Here is a 19,504-nt window from a genome sequence, read left to right as displayed (position 1 = left end):
GCACCTCGTGCAGTGCGGTGCCGGTCAGCCTCGGGGGGCTGGTCCGTCCATATTCTCCGTCCGGCTGCATCGGCAGAGGCAGAAACGGGCGCAACCCGAACGGGAGTACCTCCATGGACTCTGGAAACACGGCCTGGCTGCTCGCCAGTTCCGCATTGGTCTGCCTGATGATCCCCGGGATCGCCTTCTTCTACGGCGGCATGGTGGGCTCACGGCGGATCCTGAACATGATGATGATGTGCTTCGGCGGGGCCAGCCTCGTGGCTGTCCTGTGGGTGTTTTACGGCTACTCCGCAGCCTTCGGCGACTCGCTGGGCGGCTTGGGCCTGCTCGGCAGCCCCACTGAGTTTCTCGGCCTGTCCGCGCTCCTGACGGAAGACCCCGAAGCGTCCATCCCGTTGGCCCTGTTCGCGGCCTTCCAGCTGATGTTCGCCTGCGTGACCACGGCCCTGGTGGCCGGGTCCGCCGCCGGCCGGATGAAGTTCGGCGCCTGGATGGTCTTCGCGGGCCTCTGGGCAACGCTGGTCTATTTCCCGGTGGCGCACTGGGTCTTCGCCTTCGACAGCGCAGACGGCACCGTCGTCGGCGGATGGATCGCCAACCAGCTGGGTGCCATCGACTTCGCCGGCGGCACCGCGGTGCACCTGAATGCCGGCGTCGCCGCCCTGGCCCTGGCGCTGGTCCTGGGCCGGAGCAAGGGCTGGCCCAACTCGCACGGCCAGCCGCACAGCCGGCCCTTGATCCTCCTGGGAGCGAGCCTGCTGTGGATCGGCTGGTACGGCTTCAACGCCGGCTCGGCCCTGAGCGCCGGGCACTCCGCCGCCGTCGTCTTCCTCAACACCGCCGTGGCCGCGGCAGCCGGCCTGCTGGGCTGGGCGCTGATGGAACGCCTGCGGCTGGGCCGTTCCTCGAGCCTGGGCGCGGCATCGGGGCTGATTGCCGCATTGGTGGCCATCACCCCGGCCTGTGGAGCGGTAAGCCCGCTGGGCGCCGTCGCCATCGGTGCGATTGCCGGGCTGGTCTGCTCGCTGGCCATTGAACTGAAGTTCCGTCTCGGGTTTGATGACTCGCTGGATGTCGTGGCGGTACACGCCGTCGGCGGCCTGCTGGGCACCCTCCTGATCGGGCTGTTCGCCACCGAGGCAGCACCCAACGGGGTGAGCGGACTGTTCTACGGCGGCGGGTTCTCCCTGCTGGGCATCCAGGCCCTCGCCTGCGGCGCCGTCCTGGTCTACTCCTTCGTGGTGACCTGGCTGATTGCCAAGGTACTGCAGCTGACCATCGGACTGCGTATCCCGGAAGAGAGCGAGCTGAAGGGCATCGACCTGATGGCGCACTCCGAATCGGCGTACCTGAATGACGAGGAACCCGTGGAACTCGGTGCACCGACCCGCACTTAGCCGGGGCGCCGAAAGGAGGAACGGGTGTATCCCTCGTGGGGTACACCCGTTCCGGCATGCCGGGGCCCCTCCCCCGACGGGGAATCAGAGGTCCCGGTACAGGCCTTCTTCCTGTGCCAGATAGACATCCAGCAGCTGGCGCGAATGTTCCCCTGCCGCCCCTTCCTGCGCCAGCCCGGCCTTCATGGTTTCGGCCTGGGCTGCGCCGCTGGGGAACGGCGGCAGCAGGGGCACCGCGGGATCGGTGACCACCTCGATCAGGAACGGCCGCTTGGCGGCGAGCGCCACGTCCCAGGCCTCGCCCAGCAGCTCCGGATCCTCGATCCGGATGGCTTCCAGCCCCAGCAGCTTGGCGTACTCGGCGTATTTGAAGTCCGGCAGCGACTGGCTGTCCTCGAACCGCGGATCGCCCTCCATCTCGCGCTGCTCCCAGGTGACCTCCGCCAGTTCGCGGTTGTTGAGCACGCAGATTACAAACCGCGGATCTTCCCACTTCTGCCAGAGCCGGCTGAGGGTGATCATTTCAGTCACCCCTGCCATCTGCATGGCGCCGTCACCGGAGAGCGCCACCACCGGCCGGTCCGGGTACGCGAGCTTCGCGGCCAGGCCGTACGGCACGGAGCAGCCCATGCTGGCCAGCGTGCTGGAAAGGTGGGCAGGTACACCCTCCGGAAGATGCAGCTGCCGTGCGTACCAATACACGGAACTGCCGACGTCGACCGCCACCTGGGCATTGCCCGGCAGGCGCAGGTTCAGCTCGTACACCACGCGTTCAGGGTTGACCGGATCGGCGGGTGTCATTGCCCGCACCCGGGCCAGCTCGTGCCAGCGGCGGACGCTTTCCTCGACCTGTCCCCGCCATGCGGCGTCGGGGCGGGCTTCCAGCAGCGGGATCAGGGCGTCCAGGGTGGCTGCGGCGTCTCCCGTGATGCCTACTTCCACCGGGTAGCGGTTGCCGACCGCGGAAGCATCCCGGTCAATCTGCACGCCCCGGGCAGTGCCCGGCTTCGGATAGAACTCGGTCCACGGATCGCTGGATCCGATGATGAGCAGGGTGTCACAGTTGTCCATCACGTACCCGGCGGAGCTGGTCCCCAGGTGCCCCATGGTTCCGGCCGCGAGCGGCAGGGTCTCATCCACATACGGTTTGCCGAGCAGGCTGGTGGTGATGCCCGCACCGATCTTCTCCGCCAGGGCGGCGACCTGGTCGCGGGCATCGCGTGCACCCTGCCCCACCAGCAGGGCCACCCGCTCCCCGGAGTTGATCAGGTCCGCGGCCGCCCGGATATCCGCTTCGGCCGGTGAGGTGCGCGCGGGACTGAACACGGGAACGGTATTGAGGATGCCGTGTTCCTGTTCGAGTTCCGGTGCCGGGGCCTGCTGCACGTCATGCGGGATGATGACGACGGCGGGAGTGCCCGTGGCCAGTGCCTTCTTGAACGCGCGGTCGAGCACCAGCGGAACCTGTTCAGGAGAATTGATCTGCTGCCGGAACGCCGAGGCAACATCCCGGGTCAGGTTCATCAGGTCCACTTCCTGCATATAGGAGGACCCCAGCACGCTGCGGGACTGCTGGCCCACTATGGCCACCACGGGCGCGCCGTCCAGCCGGGCGTCATACAACCCGTTGAGCAGGTGGATGGCACCAGGCCCCTGGGTGGACATCACCACCCCCACCCCGCCGGTGTACTTGGCATGTCCCACAGCCATGAAGGCGGCATTTTCCTCGTGCCGGACCTGGATGAACTCAGGATCACCGCTGCGGCGCATCGCGCCCAGGACGGTGTTGATGCCGTCCCCGCTGTAGCCGAACACCCGGTCCACGTTCCAGGCCTGCAGGCGTTCGACAATCAGATCCGCTACGAGCCGCTCGCTCATATTCTTTCCTTCCGCGCTGTTCCACCGGGCTGGTCCGGCCGCAACACCGGCCGGCGGAAAATAGTCAGGCTGCTTATGGTCCACCGTCTATCAACCTATCCCAGATACGTCCCCCGACGCCTCCGCAATACATGATTTCCCTGCCCGGGGCGGGCGGACTATTGCGCAGGTATTCCGTCCCGCGAAGAACAGGTTTGGAACCCGCCACTGACAACCGGCATGTGGGCCCCGCTATCCTCATCCCATGCCCAAGGTCATCTATTACGTCGCGTCTTCCCTGGACGGTTTTATTGCCACCGAGGACAACCGGCTGGACTGGCTGCTCCACTTCGGCTTTGAGGCCTTCCAGGAGCATTACAACCGGTTTATGGCCGACGTCGGCGCCGTAGTGATGGGCGCGGAAACCTACCGCTGGCTCCGGGCGGAGGAGCCGGACACCTGGGAGTACGCCCAGCCATGCTGGGTGCTCAGCCACGGGGAGGAATCCGCACCGCCGGCGGGGGATGTCCGCTTCGCCGCCGGTGATGTGCGGGAAGTCTTCCAGGACGCGCGGAACGCTGCCGGAGAGGGCAACATCTGGGTGGTGGGCGGCGGGAATGTGGCGGCGCAGTTTGCGGAGGCGGGCCTGCTGGATGAACTGTGGGTGACCTACATGCCGGTTGCCCTGGGCAGTGGGCGGCGGCTGCTGCCCGTGTCCGGCCCCACCTCCCCCATGCGGCTTATTGCCAGCACGCAGTTCGACGGCGGCGCCGCCGAACTCCGTTATGCAGTGGGCTGATCATCAAGGCACCTGGTGGCACTTTCTTCGCGGGAAATGCGGCTATTGGTATAACCGCCTTTTCCTGTGCACTTTCTTCCTATTCCCTCCGGACCGCCACGGACATTCCAACCGCACCCCCGCTGGCCGTTTTAGGAGTCCCGGCCCTGTAAGGTTTGCTGTGACTCCGCTTATGGCATTGGGGCAAGGCGCATAAGAAGAAAAGCAGGCACACAGGCAAATGAAGACTGATATCCGCACCCGGAACAATGTTCGGGTTCTGGGACGAGCAGATGGACCCGTACTGCTTTTTGCCCACGGTTTCGGCTGCGACCAGGGCATGTGGTCGCGGGTGCTGCCGCGCTTCACCGACGAGTACAAAGTTGTGCTTTTCGACCATGTTGGTGCCGGCGGTTCCGATCTGGATGCCTACACCCCGGCCAAGTACGCCACCCTGGACGGCTACGTCGCCGATGTCCTCGAACTCTGCGACGGACTCGACCTGCAGGATGTCACCTTCATCGGCCACAGCGTCAGCGCCATGATGGCCATCGCCGCCGGAGCCGCCGCGCCGGAGCGCTTTGCCCGGCTCATCCTGGTGGCACCGTCGGCCAGCTACATGGACTATCCCGAAGACGGCTACGAAGGCGGTTTCAGCCGGGCCGATCTGGACGAGTTGCTCGAATCCCTGGACACCAACTATTTGGTCTGGGCTGCCAATATGGCGCCGGCGATCATGGGTGTCCCCGACGATCCTGCCCTGGGGGAAGAGCTCCAGGGCAGTTTCTGCCGGGTCAACCCGACCATTGCCCGGCAGTTCGCCCGCGTCGCCTTCCTGACGGACGTCAGGAGCCTGCTCCCGCAGGTAGCCGTTCCCGCCCTCATCATGCAGGCATCGGCGGACCTGTTGGCTCCGGAGCACGTGGGCCGGTACCTGCAGGAGCACATCCCGCAGAGCACGCTGGTGCCGATGAAGGCCACCGGCCATCTCCCCCACGTCAGTGCACCGGGAGAAACCGCGGACCTCATCCTCGCCTACCTGCAGCACTCAGAGTAGACGCGCCATGGACCTGGATTTCCGGCTTGATTACCGCGCCCTGTCCGAATCGGCTCCGGCGGGCTATTTCATCACCCTGACGGACGGTACGGTGGTGAACGCCAACGGCACCGCCCAGAGGTGGATCGGCAAGACGCTGGACGAAGTCCGCGGTACCAGCCTGTTGAAGCTGCTGCCCGTGGGAGACCGGATTGTCTACACCACCCATGCCATGCCGCAGCTGGAGCTGAACGAGGAGTTCGCCGAACTCGCCGTCGACCTCCTGGGTCCCGAGGGCCAGCGGATCCCGGTGCTGCTCTCCGCCACCCGCTCCCCCGCCTCCGACGGGCGGCCCGCCCTCGACCAGGTGGTGGCGTTCTACGCCCACGAACGCCGGCTGTATGAACGGGACCTCATCTCCGCCCTGCGCACCGCCGAGGACGCCGAAGCCGCACGGGCGGAAGCCGAAGCCAGCCTTACCGCCCAGGCCGCGGTGCTGCAGGAGAAGGACGTGGTGCTGCAGGCCTCGCTGATGGAAAGCCTCCGCAAGGAGTCGATGCTCGAAACCATCCTGAACACCATCCGCGTGGGTGTGGCGGTCATCGACGAGGACGGCCGGCGCATCCTCACCAACTCGCGCCAGCGTCTCCACGAACGTCTCGCCGCGCCCTCCTTCACCCACCGTCCCACCGAAGCCGAGATGCAGATTTTCGGTCCGGACCGCATTACGCCGATCCCCGTGGACCAGCGCCCCGTGCAGCGGGCAGCCTCGGGCCAGTCCTTCTCCGACCAGCTCGTCTGGTACGGCAACGGTGAGGAGCAGAAGGCGCTGAGCGTCTCGGCCCGGTCCGTCAAGGGCGACGACGACGCCTTCCGCGGCTCCGTGATTGCCTACAGTGATGTCACGGGACTGGTGAATGCCGTGGCCGCGAAGGACGATTTTGTGGCCAATGTGTCCCATGAACTGCGCACACCGCTGACCTCGATCATGGGCTATCTGGAACTGGCCCTGGATGAGGAAGACGCCATCCCGTCCCATGTGGCCTCTTCGCTGAAGGTGGCACAGCGGAATTCGGAGAAGCTCCTGCACCTGGTCTCGGATCTGCTGACCGCCGCGGCCGGGTCCGCCAACATCCAGCAGGAAGTCACCGACCTCAGCGAACTGGTCCGCGCCGGCATCACCTCCGCCGCCCCCCGCGCCGAAATCAACTCGGTGGACATCGTTGCCAAGGTTCCCGAAACCCTGCCGGCCATGGTGGACCCCAAGCGCATTTCCCAGGTGCTGGACAACCTGCTGTCCAACGCCGTCAAGTACTCGCCCGACGGCGGACAGGTGACGGTCAGTGCCTGGCGCACCGACGCCGGTTCCACCGTCCTTCAGGTAGCGGACTCAGGCATCGGCATGACCGAGGCCGAGCAGGCGGAAGTCTTTACCAAGTTCTTCCGCTCCGGCACCGCGCGCCGGGCGCAGATCCCCGGCGTCGGGCTTGGGCTGGTCATCACCAAGCGCATCGTGGAGGAGCACGGCGGCACCATCGCCATGGCGAGCGAGGCCGGCAAGGGCACCGTCTTTACCGTCACCCTGCCCTGACCGGACTTGCATTCCTCCCGATTTTGCGGCCATTTAGGCGCTGTGTAACCATCCGAAAGGTAAAAGTCCCACCCCGCATGCACGCAGCGGGCAAGGGCAGGGAACGGTGTCCCGCAGCAGCGGGTTGAATGGATTGTCGGCAATGGCAGAAACCAGCAGGATGCACAGGGTGGTCAGCCGACTGGGCTCGTTTTCCGCCGTCGGCGCCGTCGCCTTCGTGGTGGACGTCGGCCTGTTTAATCTTCTCTCCGCCACGCTGATTCAAGACAGCCCCATCCTGGCCAAGACCGTCTCCGTCCTGGCGGCCACCACCGTCTCCTGGCTGGGCAGCCGGTACCTGACGTTCCGGAAGCTGCGGACCCGCAGCATACGCAGCGAATCCCTGCTTTTCGCCCTGACGAACCTGGTGGGCCTGCTCATCTCCACGGGCTGCCTGTACATCTCGCACTATGTGCTGGGTTTCGACAGCCACTTTGCGGACAACGTTTCGGGCAACATTGTCGGCATCGCCCTGGGCAACATCTTCCGCTATTTCGCGTACCGGTATGTGGTGTTCAACGGACCCAGCAGCCGCGCGGAGCAACCGGAGGAAGAACCGGAGAGCGCCCGCGCGGCCTAGGGAAGCGTTACTGCTTCCGCGGGGTGCGGATCAGCTTCTTGTTGACGAACTCGGCCATGCCGAAGCGTCCCAGTTCCCGGCCGACGCCGGAGCGCTTGACGCCGCCGAAGGGCAGGTCCTCCTGCGTGCCGGATGTGCCGTTGATCCAGACCATGCCGCTTTCGAGCCGGTCAGCCACGTCCAAGGCCCGGTCTTCGTCGGTGCTGAACACCGCTCCGCCGAGGCCGAACGGGGAGTTGTTGGCCAATTCAATGGCCTCTTCCTCGCTGGCAACCTTGTAGATGACGGCGGCGGGGCCGAACAGCTCTTCGGAGAAGGCCCGCATTTCGGGCGTGACCCCGGTCAGCACGGTCGGCTGGACGTAGGCGCCCGGTCCGTCGATCAGGCTGCCGCCGGTGTGCAGGGTGGCGCCCTTGTCCACGGCGTCGCGGATCTGCTCTACCAGGCCGTCTGCGGCGGCCTGCGTGGAGAGCGGTCCGAACCGGGTCTCCGGCTGCAGCGGATCGCCGGGTTCAATGGCGGACATCCGGGCGGTGAACTTCTCCACGAAATCGTCGTAGAGGTCTTCCATCACGATGAAGCGCTTGGCGGCGTTGCAGGCCTGCCCGCCGTTGCCCATCCGGCCGGCGACGGCGGCCTTGACCGTGGCGTCGAGGTCTTCGGTGTCCAGGACGATGAACGGATCGCTGCCGCCGAGTTCCAGCACGTACTTCTTCAGGTTCCGGCCGGCCACCTCGGCCACGGCGGATCCTGCCCGCTCGCTGCCGGTGAGGGACACGCCCTGGATCCGCGGGTCGGCGATGATGTCCGCGGCCTGCTCATTGGTGGCAAAGAGGTTGACGTAGGCACCCTCCGGCACACCGGCGTCGGCGAAAATCTGTGCCATTGCCAGGGCGGACTGCGGGCAGTTGTTGGCGTGCTTGAGCAGGACGGTGTTGCCCAGCATCAGGTTCGGACCGGCAAAGCGGGCCACCTGGTAGTACGGGTAGTTCCACGGCATGATGCCCAGCAGGGCGCCGACGGGCTCCGTGCGGACAACGGCGTTGCCGCCGCCCTTCACATCCAGCTGCTCATCGGCCATGAAGCCGGGGCCCTGGGTGGCGTAGTACTCGTAGATGTTGGCGGAGAGGGCTACCTCGTTTTTCGCCTCGCGCAGCGGCTTGCCCATTTCCAGGGCGATCAGCTTGGCGAGCTCCTCGGCGCGCTCCCGGTACAGCTCCGCAACGCGGGTGATGACCTTGGTGCGGTTCTCCACGGGCTCGTTCCGCCAGCTGGCGAAGGCTCCGTGTGCTGCGGTGACGGCCTGGTTGATTTCGGCGTCGGTGGATTCAGCGAATTCCTGAAGGGTTTCTCCGGTGGCTGGATTTACGCTCTTGTAAGCACTCATATTGGCCACGCTACTCCCGCAAATCGAGTCTGCAAAAGGCTGGAATTCCGGGACTAAATCCGCGTCGGGGCTTGTTGAACGGCAGCGGTGGGCCACCGCCGAACGGCGGATATTAACGGAGATTAACGGCACACAGAGACCGGTTGCCGTCCGTCAGCGGCGGAGGCGCGCTTTCCAGAATCGAGGACGCGGCCAGCCCTGCGCCGGGCTCCGCCGGTCCTCGGTGCGGGGGCGCCGGCTGAGCCGGACGCTGAATTCCCCGGGTCCGGGCAGCCGCCAGCCCCGCCGGCGGGCCACCGTGCACAGCACGGCACAGGTGCCGATGGCCACGCCCATGCCCACGTTCTGCAGGCCCAGATCGTAGAGGATGGCCATTTCGACGGCGGCCACCAGGGCGCCCGTGGCGTACAGGGTGTTCCCGCCGAAGATGGCCGGCACCCGGCCCACCACGATGTCGCGGATCATCCCGCCGCCCACCGCGGTGACGACGCCGATCAGGATGGCCGGCAGCCAGTCCAGCCCCAGCCCCAGCGCCTTGGCGGTGCCGGTGGCGGCCCAGCAGCCCAGCGCGAAGGCGTCAATCACGATGAGGAACCGGTTGGCCCACTTACCCTTGAGCTCAATGGCATAGGCAATGAAGGCCCCGGCAATGGCGGTGAAGAGATAGGCGGGGTTGGTCAGCGCGACGGGCGGACCGGCCTGCAGCAAGGTATCGCGCAGCACGCCGCCACCCAGCGCCGAGGTCAGCGCCAGGACCAGGAACCCTACCGGGTCCATCCGCAGCTGCCGCGCCACGGCCCCGCCGAGGACGCCGTTGGCCAGCACACCGGCGAGGTCGACGACGTCGAATACCGCCCCCGGGTCGAAAAGGTCCACGCCGCTCCTGCTGTTTCCGTCGCCGGTTCTGCCGGGGTCCATTCTACGTGGCTGCGGGCCCGGAAAGCGGGGTCAGCCCTCGTCCCCCGGCGGATAGTCGTCGTCGTTTCCCGGGATGGCCGTGTTCTGCTCCAGGATGTCGGCCTCGGATCCGTCGGGGTGGACCGCACCCTCGGGCCCGGCGTCCCCTGCACCCGGCACGGCGGGAATGTCCTGCTCAATGCCGTCCGCCTCGGAACCATCGCGGTGGATCTCCCCGGCTGGGCCGGCATCACCGGCACCGGGAACAGCAGGCAGTGACTGCTCCGCCCGGTCCGCATCCGAACCGCTGGGAATTACCGGTTGATCAGCGTCCTTGCGCATGTGCATGCCTCCAATGCGGGTTGCCGTTACCGCCGCGGGCGGCTTGGGTCTCTTCTGTCTATCACCGAAGCCGCCCGGTAGAAATAGCCTGCGGAACGGTTAGGCGTCCCGCAGGTCCAGCACTACCTTGATATCGCCGTCGTGGTCCTCGAAAGCCTGTGCATAGTCGGCCAGCGGAACGCGGCGGGAGATCAACTGCTCGAGCCACCGGGAATCGCTCTTGGCCAGGGCCGCGGCAGCCTTGAGGTAGTGGCGGCGGTTGGCATTGACGGTGCCGAAGACCACGCGGTTGTCCATCACCAGGTCCAGGTTCAGTTGGCCCAGATCCACCGGCTGCTCACCGCCGGGCTCGGAAACGCCGGTGAGGCAGGTGACCGAGTTCTTGGCGCCATGGTGCAGGACGTCGTTAATCACCGTGGGCACGCCGGTGCATTCAATGATGATGTCCGGCTTGATGCCGGATTCCGGAAGGGTGTCGGTGTGGAACACGGCACCAAGTTCCTTGGTCAGCTTCTCCTTGGGCCCGTCCTCTTCCAGATCGAAGACATGCACTTCGAGTCCGCGCTGCACACCGAGCAGCGCGGCAAGCAGGCCCACGGGGCCGGCGCCGGTGACCGCGACAACGCCTGGCCGGAAGTAGGCACGGCCGCCGATCCGGTCGATCTGTTCCCAGGCCTTGGCCAGGATGGTGGCAGGTTCCAGCAGCACTCCTACGCGTTCCAGCGAGGGTTCGAGCTTCACCATGTCCTCGGGGTCGCCGCGCCAGTATTCGCGCGCGAAGCCGTCGAGCCCCTCGATGCCGTGCTCGGTATAGGTGCCGGTCAGGCACATGTCCCACTCACCGGCCGCACAGGCCCGGCAGTTTTCGGCACAGGGGCGGCGAACGATCCCGACCACCAGGTCCCCTGCGGCGAGGTCTGAATCCTCCGGTGCCTCGACTACACGGCCGAGATTCTCGTGTCCCATCACCAGGTAGTCCCGGTCCGCAGGTGCCGTGCCGAATTCGGCCGCAATAACCTCACGGTCCGTGGCGCACAGTCCCACTGCGAGCGTCTCCACCAGCACGCTGCCTTCGGCGGCTTCCGGTTCCGGAAGATTCCGCAGTTCGAGCGAGTCCTTCTGTCCGGGGGTAATCGTCAGTGCCTGCATGTGTTTCCCTTCCCGCGTACCAAGGCTGCCTGCCCGTCTGTATCCCAGATTAGCGCCGCCGGGCCCCGGTGAAGCGTGGGCGCCCGCCGGTGCGGCGCAAACCGGCGGGGAGAAGCCGATGGGGCCAGGCGTTACGAAAATGGGTCCGGAAGGACTGGGTTCCGTGTCCGGGGCTTCCGTGTCCAGGAAATTCCGGGCCTGGAAACAACGAAGGCCCGCCGCGGGGCAGGCCTTCAAAGTGGTGGAGATGGGGGGAATCGAACCCCCGTCCGGTGTTGTTTTGTCAGGGCTTCTCCGGGCGCAGTATGCGTCGGATTTTCTCGGCCCCAGCCATCTTGCATACAGGTGGCTGTTCCGGGCCCAGCCGTCAAAATGTCCCGAACACCCCGACGGCGGGAGTGTTCAGCAGTGGCCCTCTAAACGACGCCAGGCTCCGGAGCGAGAGCAACTCCGGGCTGACGGACTACTCCGGCTGCTTACGCAGCGAGAGCGAAGTCAGTGCGCATAGGTTTGGCACTTATTGTTTTGCAGAGAGCGTTAACGAGATAACTCTGCGTTCTCGGCCCGCTTCCCCTGGCTCAACAAACATCGTCGAAACCGATCATCCCCGTATTGAGTTACCAATCAAGCGGCAGCAGCCGGTGATCCGGCCCCTGCAGCACGACCCTCTTCGAGCCGTTCAGTAGATATAACGACCCGTTTCCGCAGATCATTCCCGGCTGCTGCGGCGTTTTGCTTCCGCGCGTGCGGCGGCTCCGAAGCCAGCTTTTCCCACCCCGGAACCGCTGCACGCCTTTGCGGATGGCCCTAGCGGCGGCGGCCGAAAATCAGCGAAGCTGCGGCCACGGCACCGGTGACGGTGTACACGGCAGGCCAGGCACCCATCTTCTTGGCCAGCGGGTGGGACAGGCCGAACGCGGCCACGTAGCCGGCCGTCAGCGCCGCGGCGGTGCCCGTTCCGGCGTCGCGCTTCCAGAGGGCAAACGCACCGGCGCCCGCGGCTGCGAGTACGGCGCCGCCCAGCTGGCGGTTGCCGGTGTCACGGGCGGTCTTGTAGCCGCCGATCAGGCCGGCGGTGGTGATCAAAGGGGTCAGCAGGGACAACGGTTTCTCCTCAGATAGATGACAGTCCCAGCTTATGCCGGGGCCGGCTGGCCGCTACCCGCTGAACCCGCCGTCGGACTTGTAGGTGAGAGTGGCAGTGGGGCCACTGAACCGGTCATCACTTTCGCTCCATCCCGATAGTTCGTAGCCACCGTCCGCAAACCCGGTAAAGCCGACGAGGACTTCGGGGTCCCAGTAGCTGCCGTCCGTGACGAAGGCAATGTGGTTGAAGCCGTCCGTCTCCCAGTCACCCGGAACCCCGTTCTCGGCAAGGAAGCGGTCGATCCTTCCGATGAGGTACTGCAGGTGCGCATAAACACGGTTGCCTTCAAGGTCCGCCGTCTGAATGGGTCCAGCTGCATAGGGGTCTGAACCCGACGGTGGCATAAAAGCGTCCAGCTCAGAGAGCGTAGCTTCGCCTGACTCCAGGCCGGACAATTCTCCGTCCACCCCACCTGCCGGTCCCGTTGCCCCACTGGTGCCGGGGGAAGGAAGGCTCTGGTTATCGCTGGCCGCGTTTTCTGGAGCCGACCGACCCCCATCCGAACATGACGCCACTGCACCCGACCCCATTAGCAGCGCAACGGCCATCAATGTGACCCGCTGATTCATCTTGGTCCTTACAGGCATGGTGCTACCGCACAATGCTTGGGTTGGCTGTGTATTCGATGAAATAGATCGGGACATTTCCGTGTCCCTCATGCCCCTGTTCCAACCACCAGGCCGCTGTCCCTTCGACCCGGACGAACGTTTCCCCGTCGCCGTGCTTGGGCTCCTCCTCCAGGAATGCCTCCCACTGTTCGTCGGTGGTATTGGCCTGGCTTCGTGAGATCTCCCGCGCCACCTCTTCGGAGACCCGATAATTCACCCACCATTCAGTGTCCAGCACTGTGTAGTAACCCTCATCGCGTTGGCTCCAGCTGGCATCACCGAAGCTGATGTCGGCATCGGCGATGCGGGGTTTGCCATCGTGGATCAGTGTTGATTCCCGGGCTGATCCGAAGAGGTTTCCCTCGCCCAGGACGCCCCATTGGTCCTGCCCTCCGAGTTCTCCGTTCAGCCACGACAGCGTCGTCGGAGAGGAGGAAAGCTTGCCTTCGGCCAGGGCAGCGGCCTTCCATGCATTGAAATCCTCCGCGCCGCCTTCCAGTGCTGCGGAGTCGAGCCAGTCATTAAAGAAGTATCTGGTGATCGTTGCCCGCTCTCTGATGGGGTGGTATGTCGAGAGCGGCATAGTTGGATCGTCCCGGTTGGGAATGTCAACAGAACCACTGCCCGCGGCGTCGAGGACGGAGTTGATGTAGTCGTCGCTGACGCGGATGGACGCGTACTTTCCAGTCGGCGTTTCGACTTCACCGTCGATTTCCAATTTCTCGGAATGGCTCGGACCAGCAACGGCCTCATATGCAGACTTCATCTCCGCACAGCCCGATAGTGCGAGGACAACTGCGGCACCTGCCAGCAGAGTCACGGATTTCTTCAATTGTTCCCCCCGGAATGTTTTATTGCCGTTGATAAACGACGGTTCACTGTAACCGTCTCCCGAATACCGGGAACTGACCGGATTCGGCGTTTTGCCTGCCGTCCAAATCGTTATGCCGGAATGCCTCAGCCGAAGTGGGCACGGTCGCGGAGTAGCTGGCGGGGGCCGGCCGGAAGCGTGTAGAACTGAAAGAAAGCCGGCCGCTAAGACGGAGGAAAAGTGAACGGTTCCCCTCAGCTTCCGGAAGGGTTGGCCGAGAGGCTCTCCGAATTCGCGCGAAGCTCCGCCGGAACCGTGGTCATCGGCGTCGCCGGTGCCCCGGGAGCTGGAAAGACCACCCTGGTGGAAGCACTGGTCCGCGAGTTGAGCGGCGGGATTCCCGACGTCGAACAGCGCCGCTTTGCGCACGTGCCGATGGACGGGTTCCACCTTTCGGACCGGGAACTGGCCCGGCTTGGGCTGCTGGCGCGCAAGGGTGCCCCGGAAACCTTCGATGCCTACGGCTACGCCGCACTCCTGGAACGTCTCCGCTCCCCGCGGACCGCGGTGGTCTATGCGCCGGGATTTGAGCGGACGCTGGAGCAGCCGCTGGCCGGAGACATTCCCATGTTCCCGGCCGCGAAGGTGATCCTGACCGAGGGAAACTACCTGTTGTTGGACCGGCCGGAATGGCAGGAGGTCCGCTCCCGGTGCACCGAGGTCTGGTTCTGCGAACCCGACGACGAGCTGCGCGTCCAGCGGCTGGTGGAACGGCACATCCGGTTCGGGAAGTCCCCGGCGGAGGCCGCGGCGTGGGTGCGGGACGTGGATGAGCGCAACGCACGGCTGGTCCAGGAGACGAAGGCACGGGCCGACGTCGTCGTCCGCCCGGCGTGGAACTAGCCGCTCCGGACCGCTCCCGGACCCGCCCGTCGCGGTCCAACGCCCGTCCCGGGCTTTGGGCGGCAGTGCCGCCTCGCGTATAAAAGGACGCAGGCCACCGGCGTGAAAAGCTGGACCCATTGATCAGGCCCTTCAGAAGGAGACCACGCATGGACGCACGCCAGACACTGCTGGAAGACGGAGCCTCGCTGGAGCAGGTGGGTACTGGCGCGGTCTGGGCCGAGGGTCCCATCTGGGTTCCGGAACGCAATGCGGTGCGCTACAGCGACGTACGCTCCAACCGGATCCTGGAATACAGCGAAACCACCGGCGAACTGAGCGTTTACGGCGAGGACATTGAGTTCAGCAACGGCCGCGCCCTGGACCCGGACGGCTCCGTGGTCCAGTGCTCGCACGGGCGCCGGGCCATTGAACGCGACCGCAACGGCACCGTGGAAACCCTGGTGGACCGCTTTGGCACCGTCCGGTTCAACTCCCCGAACGACGTCGTCGTGAAGTCCGACGGCACCATCTGGTTCTCGGATCCCTCCTACGGGATCGACAACCCGGCCGAAGGCCACCCCGGTGAACTGGAATACGGCGACCGGTACGTGTTCCGCTTCGACCCCGCCAGCGGTGAGCTGACCGCGGTGATTACCGACATCATGGCCCCCAACGGGCTGGCGTTCTCCCCCGACGAGTCCGTCCTCTACGTCTCCGACACCGCCGAGGACGCCGTCTCCCCCTACGGCCCGGCGCAGTCCGCGGGCAACCCGATCCGCGCGTACGACGTCGTCGGCGGCCGGCAGGCGAAGAACGGCCGGGTCTTCGTGCGCGTTGCCCCCGGCGTACCCGACGGGTTCCGCGTGGATACGGACGGGAACATCTGGTCTTCCGGCGGCGACGGCGTACGCGTCTTCTCGCCGTCCGGTGAACTGCTTGAACACATTCCGGTGCCTGAAACCGTCAGCAACGTCTGCTTCGGCGGACAGGACGGCCGGACCCTGTACATGACGGCCACCTCCAGCCTGTACCGGATCCGCACCACGGCCAGCGACGCCGCGGCGGCCCTTCGGGCTAACCGGTAGCGGCGCGCGAACCGGTAAGGGACGACGGCGGTGCAGACCGGGCAGCCGTTCGCCCGCTTTAGACTGGGGATATGTCAGCGCCGCTAGGCAGTGCATTGGCGCAACGCGTCGTGGACCGCATCTCCCCCACGCTTCACCACAACGTCAACGTCATGGACGCAGCGGGACTCATCATCGCCTCGCGGGACGCCTCCCGCATCGGGACACTGCACGCGGGTGCCCGGGAGGCCGCAGCCACGGGGAAACCCGTCGTCATCCGGCCCTCCGCGGAACGCGACGGCATGCGGGCCGGTGTGAACTGTCCAATTGAAGTCGACGGTGCCGTTGTTGGGGTGGTCGGCCTGACCGGCGCCCCCGACGTGGTGATGCCACTGGCGGACGTCGTGGTCCTGACCATCCGGCTGCTGCTCGAGCGCGACCGGGAGATGGACAGTACCGCGTTGCGTGAGGCGCGGGACAGGGAACTGCTCGCGCGCCTGATCAACGGCGGCTCCCCGTCGGCCTCCCTGGAACAGGAGCTGGCGGCGGGTTCCCCAGCCCTGCCTGGACCGTGGCGACTGGCCGCCGTCCTGGACCGCACCGCCGCAGGTCCGCCCGCCCACCGGCTCCCTGTCCGTTCCGGCCCGGTCGGTGATCTGGTGTCCCGGTCGGGCCGCTACCGCTCGGCTTCGTTCCAGGGTGCCCTCTGGATTCTGCTGCCAGCCCACGACGCCGGAGCGCTCAGCACCGCGGCGTCGGATAGCGGCTCGGTGCTGCTGCTGGGCGATGCCTGCACCGGGACGGAGTCGCTTCAATCGGCCGCGAGGTCCCTCGGCTTCCTGGTTGCCCGTCCGGAGATCCTCCCCACGACATCCGCCGTCCTCCACCTTCGGGAGTTGAGCGCCGAACTTGCCGTGGCCTGCATGCCCCGTGAAACTGCCGGGCACCTGGCCTCCCGCATAGCTGACCTGACCGACACCCAGCGGACAACGCTGTCCGCTTTCCTGGACGCCGGCGGGTCCTTCTCCGAGGTTTCCCGCGTCCTCTACGCACACCGGAACACCGTCATCCAGAGACTCGACCGCATTGCGGAGGTGACGCAGCTGAACCCCCGGAACGCACATCAGGCGTTGACGCTGCGGCTAGGTCTGGTGGCTGCACGTGTATAACCCGTGCGTTATGACCACTAAAAAGCTCTAAAAGAGAATACTTAATGGCCATTTTCACCATAGGACTGTGAGTATCAACACTCTAATGTTGACAGAGTGCCAAATCCCCGCCCACCCGTAATTGTCGTCGCGCCCGATTCGTTTAAGGGCAGCGTTTCCGCCGCCGGTGCCGCCTCAGCCATGGCCCGCGGCGCGCGATTGGTGTTCGGCGCGGCTGCCGAGATCGTTGAGCTGCCAATGGCCGACGGCGGCGAGGGGACACTCGACGCACTGCTGGCAACCTGGCACCGCCCGCCGTTGAGCACGGCGACTACCGACGCGCTGGGACGCCCGAAGGCGGCCCGCTACGGCAGCTCTGCAGACGGCCGAGTCGGCATCATCGAAGCCGCCGAGGGAAACGGTCTCCCTGGTGTTTCGGACGTTCCCCTGCAACCGCTGCGGGCGGACAGCCACGGCGTAGGCACTATCGCCAAGCGGCTTCTGGATGACGGCGCCGAGGAGATCCTGCTGTGCATTGGCGGTTCGGCCAGCACAGACGGCGGAACCGGCCTGCTCACAGCCTTGGGGGCACGCTTTCTGGACGCAGCCGGCAATCCCGTAGCGCCAGGCGGCGGCGGTCTCACCAGTATCTGCTCCGTCGACACGTCCGGCCTGCATCCGCGTGCGGCCACCGTGCAGTGGAGGATCGCCGTCGACGTGGACAATCCCCTGTGCGGGGAACGAGGAGCGGCGGCGGTTTTCGGGCCACAGAAGGGTGCAGGCCCGGCGGACATCGAGGTGCTTGACGCCGGTCTCGCCAACCTCGCCCGGGTCCTTGCCGACCTCGCTGCAGAAACCCGGCCACCGACGGAAGGCAAGTCCAGCCGTCAGGGCCCGCCATATCTCTCCACCCCCGGTTTCGGTGCTGCCGGCGGCCTCCCGTTGGCGCTGGTGGCCCTGCTCGGAGCAGAAACCGTTCCGGGAGCGCAACTGGTGGCAGACGCGGTCGGTCTCGACGCCGCCCTGGCGCGCGCCGACGTCGTCCTGACCGGTGAAGGCTGCCTGGATACACAGTCGCTGGGCGGCAAAGTGGTAGACGCCGTCCGCCGCCTCGCGCCGGCGTCCGCCCCCGTCCTTGTGGTCGCCGGAACCGTCCAGCTCAGCGCGGCGCAGTGCCGGGAGGCCGGCATCACCGCGGCCGTGTCCATCGCCCGGGGAGCCTCAACGCTCCCTGAACTTACGGCCGCTGCGGACACCCTCATTGAGGACGCCGCCGCCCACATCTGCTCCGTGCTTGCGTTCGACTCCGCCGCACCAAGGAGTTTGGGACTTCACGAAAAGTCGTGATTCCATGATTTGCCCCGTTGATGAACACCGAAGTTTTTCACTTTAAAGGAACCCCATGATTGATCTGCTGATATTGCTGCTGCTGGTGATCGGCATTGTCGCCGTCACCGCGAAGCTGAAAATCTCTCCATTCCTCGCCCTCCTCGCAGCCGCCTTCATCGGGGCATTGGCGTTTCGCCTGCCGGTCGAGGAAATCATCCCGACCATTACGACGGCGTTCGGCAACACCATGGGCAACATCGGCCTGGTGATCCTTTTCGGCACGATGATCGGCGTCATTCTCGAGCGGTCCGGCGGCGCGATTGCCATGGCTGACGCACTGATCAAGGTCCTGGGGACGCGGTTTCCCACGCTGACCATGAGCATCATCGGCTACATCGTGTCCATCCCCGTGTTCTGCGATTCCGGGTACATCATCCTCAACTCGCTTAAGAAAGCCATGGCTGAACGGGCCAAGGTGTCCCTGGTCGCCATGTCGATAGCGTTGATGACCGGCCTGTATGCCACTCACACAATGGTTCCGCCCACTCCGGGCCCGCTGGCCGCCGCGTCCAACCTGAATGTCGTGGACAGCCTGGGCCTGCTGATTGCCCTCGGCCTCGTGGTGGCCGCAATTTCGGCGGGGGCCGCCCTGCTCTTCGCCAACCGGTTCCTGAACAAGGACGTCGAACTGCTGCCCGTTCCCGCCGAAGAGGCGGACGTGAGCTACGAGGATCTGCGGACCCAGTACGGAAAGCTGCCGAGCGCCTTCATGGCCTTCCTGCCGATCCTGCTGCCCATTGCACTCATCTGCCTGTCCTCGATAGCCAAGCTGCCCGGCGCGCCCATGGGTAGCGGCGGCCTGGCCGCAACCGTGAATTTTGTCGGCACCCCCGTGGTGGCGCTGGCGCTCGGCCTGGGGGCGGCGGTGTTCCTGCTGCGCGGCAAGGGCAAGCTCGAGTCCTTCAATACCCAGATCACGGATTCCATCGTGCTGGCAGCCCCCATCCTGCTGATCACCAGTGCCGGGGCAGCCTTCGGCGGGGTGCTGGGGAAGAGTTCAATCACCGCTTTCCTGTCCGACAACCTTGCAACGCTGGGTCTTGGCATTGCGGTGCCGTTCGTGATCTCCGCGGCGCTGAAGACCGCGCAGGGGTCCTCCACGGTTGCCATGGTGACGACGTCGGCCATGCTCCTGCCGCTGCTGGAGCCGCTGGGACTGGCCGGTGGTGCAGGTCCCGTCCTCGCGGTGCTCGCCGTCGGTGCCGGTGCCATGGTGGTGTCACACGCCAACGACTCGTACTTCTGGGTGGTCTCCCAGTTCAGCCGCATTCCGACGGCCACCGCGTACCGCACGCTGACACCGGCCACCGCCGTACAGGGCATTGCCGGCTTTGCAGCGGTATGGGTCCTGAGCCTGCTCCTGCTCTAAGGCTGACGGTACCCGGCGGAATAAATA

The 19,504-nt window shown here is 65.8% G+C and carries 18 protein-coding genes and 1 other RNA gene; 10 read left to right on the top strand and 9 right to left on the bottom strand.

Annotation, left to right across the window (positions count from 1 at the left end; all coding sequences use genetic code 11):
- Positions 1–113: 113 nt before the first annotated feature.
- The gene (locus QNO03_RS13355) at positions 114–1,400 is read left to right on the top strand and encodes an ammonium transporter (protein ID WP_289603637.1); all 1,287 of its coding nucleotides are present in this window, start codon (positions 114–116) and stop codon (positions 1,398–1,400) included.
- A gap of 84 nt (positions 1,401–1,484) precedes the next feature.
- Here the strand turns inward: QNO03_RS13355 and QNO03_RS13350 are convergent, their stop codons facing one another.
- The gene (locus tag QNO03_RS13350; RefSeq protein ID WP_289603636.1) at positions 1,485–3,278 is read right to left on the bottom strand and encodes a thiamine pyrophosphate-requiring protein; all 1,794 of its coding nucleotides are present in this window, start codon (positions 3,276–3,278) and stop codon (positions 1,485–1,487) included.
- A 244-nt stretch (positions 3,279–3,522) separates the two neighbouring features.
- On the opposite strand from QNO03_RS13350, the gene QNO03_RS13345 reads away from it, so the two are divergent.
- The 4 genes from QNO03_RS13345 to QNO03_RS13330 all read left to right on the top strand — a co-directional run bounded on the left by QNO03_RS13345 (position 3,523) and on the right by QNO03_RS13330 (position 7,281).
- Positions 3,523–4,056: a dihydrofolate reductase family protein gene (locus QNO03_RS13345; protein WP_229946510.1), complete on the top strand. Its 534-nt coding sequence runs from the start codon at positions 3,523–3,525 to the stop codon at positions 4,054–4,056.
- Positions 4,057–4,276: 220 nt separating this feature from the next.
- Positions 4,277–5,092 (top strand): alpha/beta fold hydrolase, encoded by an 816-nt coding sequence (locus tag QNO03_RS13340; RefSeq protein ID WP_289603635.1) that lies wholly within the window; start codon positions 4,277–4,279, stop codon positions 5,090–5,092.
- 7 nt (positions 5,093–5,099) lie between these two features.
- Positions 5,100–6,662, top strand: a complete 1,563-nt coding sequence (locus tag QNO03_RS13335; protein WP_229946504.1) for a PAS domain-containing sensor histidine kinase — start codon at positions 5,100–5,102, stop codon at positions 6,660–6,662.
- A gap of 142 nt (positions 6,663–6,804) precedes the next feature.
- A complete protein-coding gene (locus QNO03_RS13330; protein WP_229946502.1) occupies positions 6,805–7,281 on the top strand; it encodes a GtrA family protein in 477 nt (158 codons plus the stop codon).
- Between the two features lie 7 nt (positions 7,282–7,288).
- Here the strand turns inward: QNO03_RS13330 and QNO03_RS13325 are convergent, their stop codons facing one another.
- From QNO03_RS13325 to QNO03_RS13290, 8 genes are all read right to left on the bottom strand, one after another.
- Entirely contained in the window at positions 7,289–8,668 is a 1,380-nt protein-coding gene (locus tag QNO03_RS13325) for an NAD-dependent succinate-semialdehyde dehydrogenase (protein ID WP_229946499.1), read from the bottom strand.
- Between the two features lie 153 nt (positions 8,669–8,821).
- A complete protein-coding gene (locus tag QNO03_RS13320; protein WP_229946497.1) occupies positions 8,822–9,586 on the bottom strand; it encodes a trimeric intracellular cation channel family protein in 765 nt (254 codons plus the stop codon).
- Between the two features lie 30 nt (positions 9,587–9,616).
- On the bottom strand, positions 9,617–9,907 hold the full coding sequence (locus tag QNO03_RS13315) for an Rv3202a family protein (protein ID WP_289603634.1): 291 nt from the start codon (positions 9,905–9,907) through the stop codon (positions 9,617–9,619).
- 99 nt (positions 9,908–10,006) lie between these two features.
- A complete protein-coding gene (locus QNO03_RS13310) occupies positions 10,007–11,056 on the bottom strand; it encodes a glucose 1-dehydrogenase (protein ID WP_289603633.1) in 1,050 nt (349 codons plus the stop codon).
- A 239-nt stretch (positions 11,057–11,295) separates the two neighbouring features.
- Positions 11,296–11,665: a transfer-messenger RNA gene (gene ssrA / locus QNO03_RS13305) on the bottom strand.
- Between the two features lie 198 nt (positions 11,666–11,863).
- Complete coding sequence (locus QNO03_RS13300; protein ID WP_442860215.1) at positions 11,864–12,160, bottom strand: hypothetical protein; 297 nt, start codon at positions 12,158–12,160, stop codon at positions 11,864–11,866.
- A 54-nt stretch (positions 12,161–12,214) separates the two neighbouring features.
- Entirely contained in the window at positions 12,215–12,547 is a 333-nt protein-coding gene (locus tag QNO03_RS13295) for a hypothetical protein (RefSeq protein ID WP_289603632.1), read from the bottom strand.
- Between the two features lie 247 nt (positions 12,548–12,794).
- Positions 12,795–13,577, bottom strand: a complete 783-nt coding sequence (locus QNO03_RS13290; RefSeq protein ID WP_289603631.1) for a hypothetical protein — start codon at positions 13,575–13,577, stop codon at positions 12,795–12,797.
- 285 nt (positions 13,578–13,862) lie between these two features.
- Here QNO03_RS13290 and QNO03_RS13285 point away from each other — a divergent pair, with 285 nt between their 5' ends.
- The 5 genes from QNO03_RS13285 to QNO03_RS13265 all read left to right on the top strand — a co-directional run bounded on the left by QNO03_RS13285 (position 13,863) and on the right by QNO03_RS13265 (position 19,477).
- Complete coding sequence (locus tag QNO03_RS13285) at positions 13,863–14,525, top strand: nucleoside/nucleotide kinase family protein (protein WP_289603630.1); 663 nt, start codon at positions 13,863–13,865, stop codon at positions 14,523–14,525.
- A 149-nt stretch (positions 14,526–14,674) separates the two neighbouring features.
- Complete coding sequence (locus tag QNO03_RS13280; RefSeq protein WP_289603629.1) at positions 14,675–15,592, top strand: SMP-30/gluconolactonase/LRE family protein; 918 nt, start codon at positions 14,675–14,677, stop codon at positions 15,590–15,592.
- Positions 15,593–15,663: 71 nt separating this feature from the next.
- A complete protein-coding gene (locus QNO03_RS13275) occupies positions 15,664–16,740 on the top strand; it encodes a CdaR family transcriptional regulator (RefSeq protein WP_289603628.1) in 1,077 nt (358 codons plus the stop codon).
- Between the two features lie 96 nt (positions 16,741–16,836).
- Positions 16,837–18,066, top strand: coding sequence for a glycerate kinase (locus tag QNO03_RS13270; RefSeq protein WP_289603627.1), 1,230 nt, complete (start codon positions 16,837–16,839; stop codon positions 18,064–18,066).
- Positions 18,067–18,121: 55 nt separating this feature from the next.
- Positions 18,122–19,477: a GntP family permease gene (locus QNO03_RS13265; RefSeq protein WP_289603626.1), complete on the top strand. Its 1,356-nt coding sequence runs from the start codon at positions 18,122–18,124 to the stop codon at positions 19,475–19,477.
- Positions 19,478–19,504 lie beyond the last annotated feature (27 nt).

Origin of the sequence: Arthrobacter sp. zg-Y877 (assembly GCF_030373105.1) — a bacterium.
Lineage (GTDB): Bacteria > Actinomycetota > Actinomycetes > Actinomycetales > Micrococcaceae > Arthrobacter_B.
This window is presented reverse-complemented; position numbering and strand designations above follow the sequence as displayed.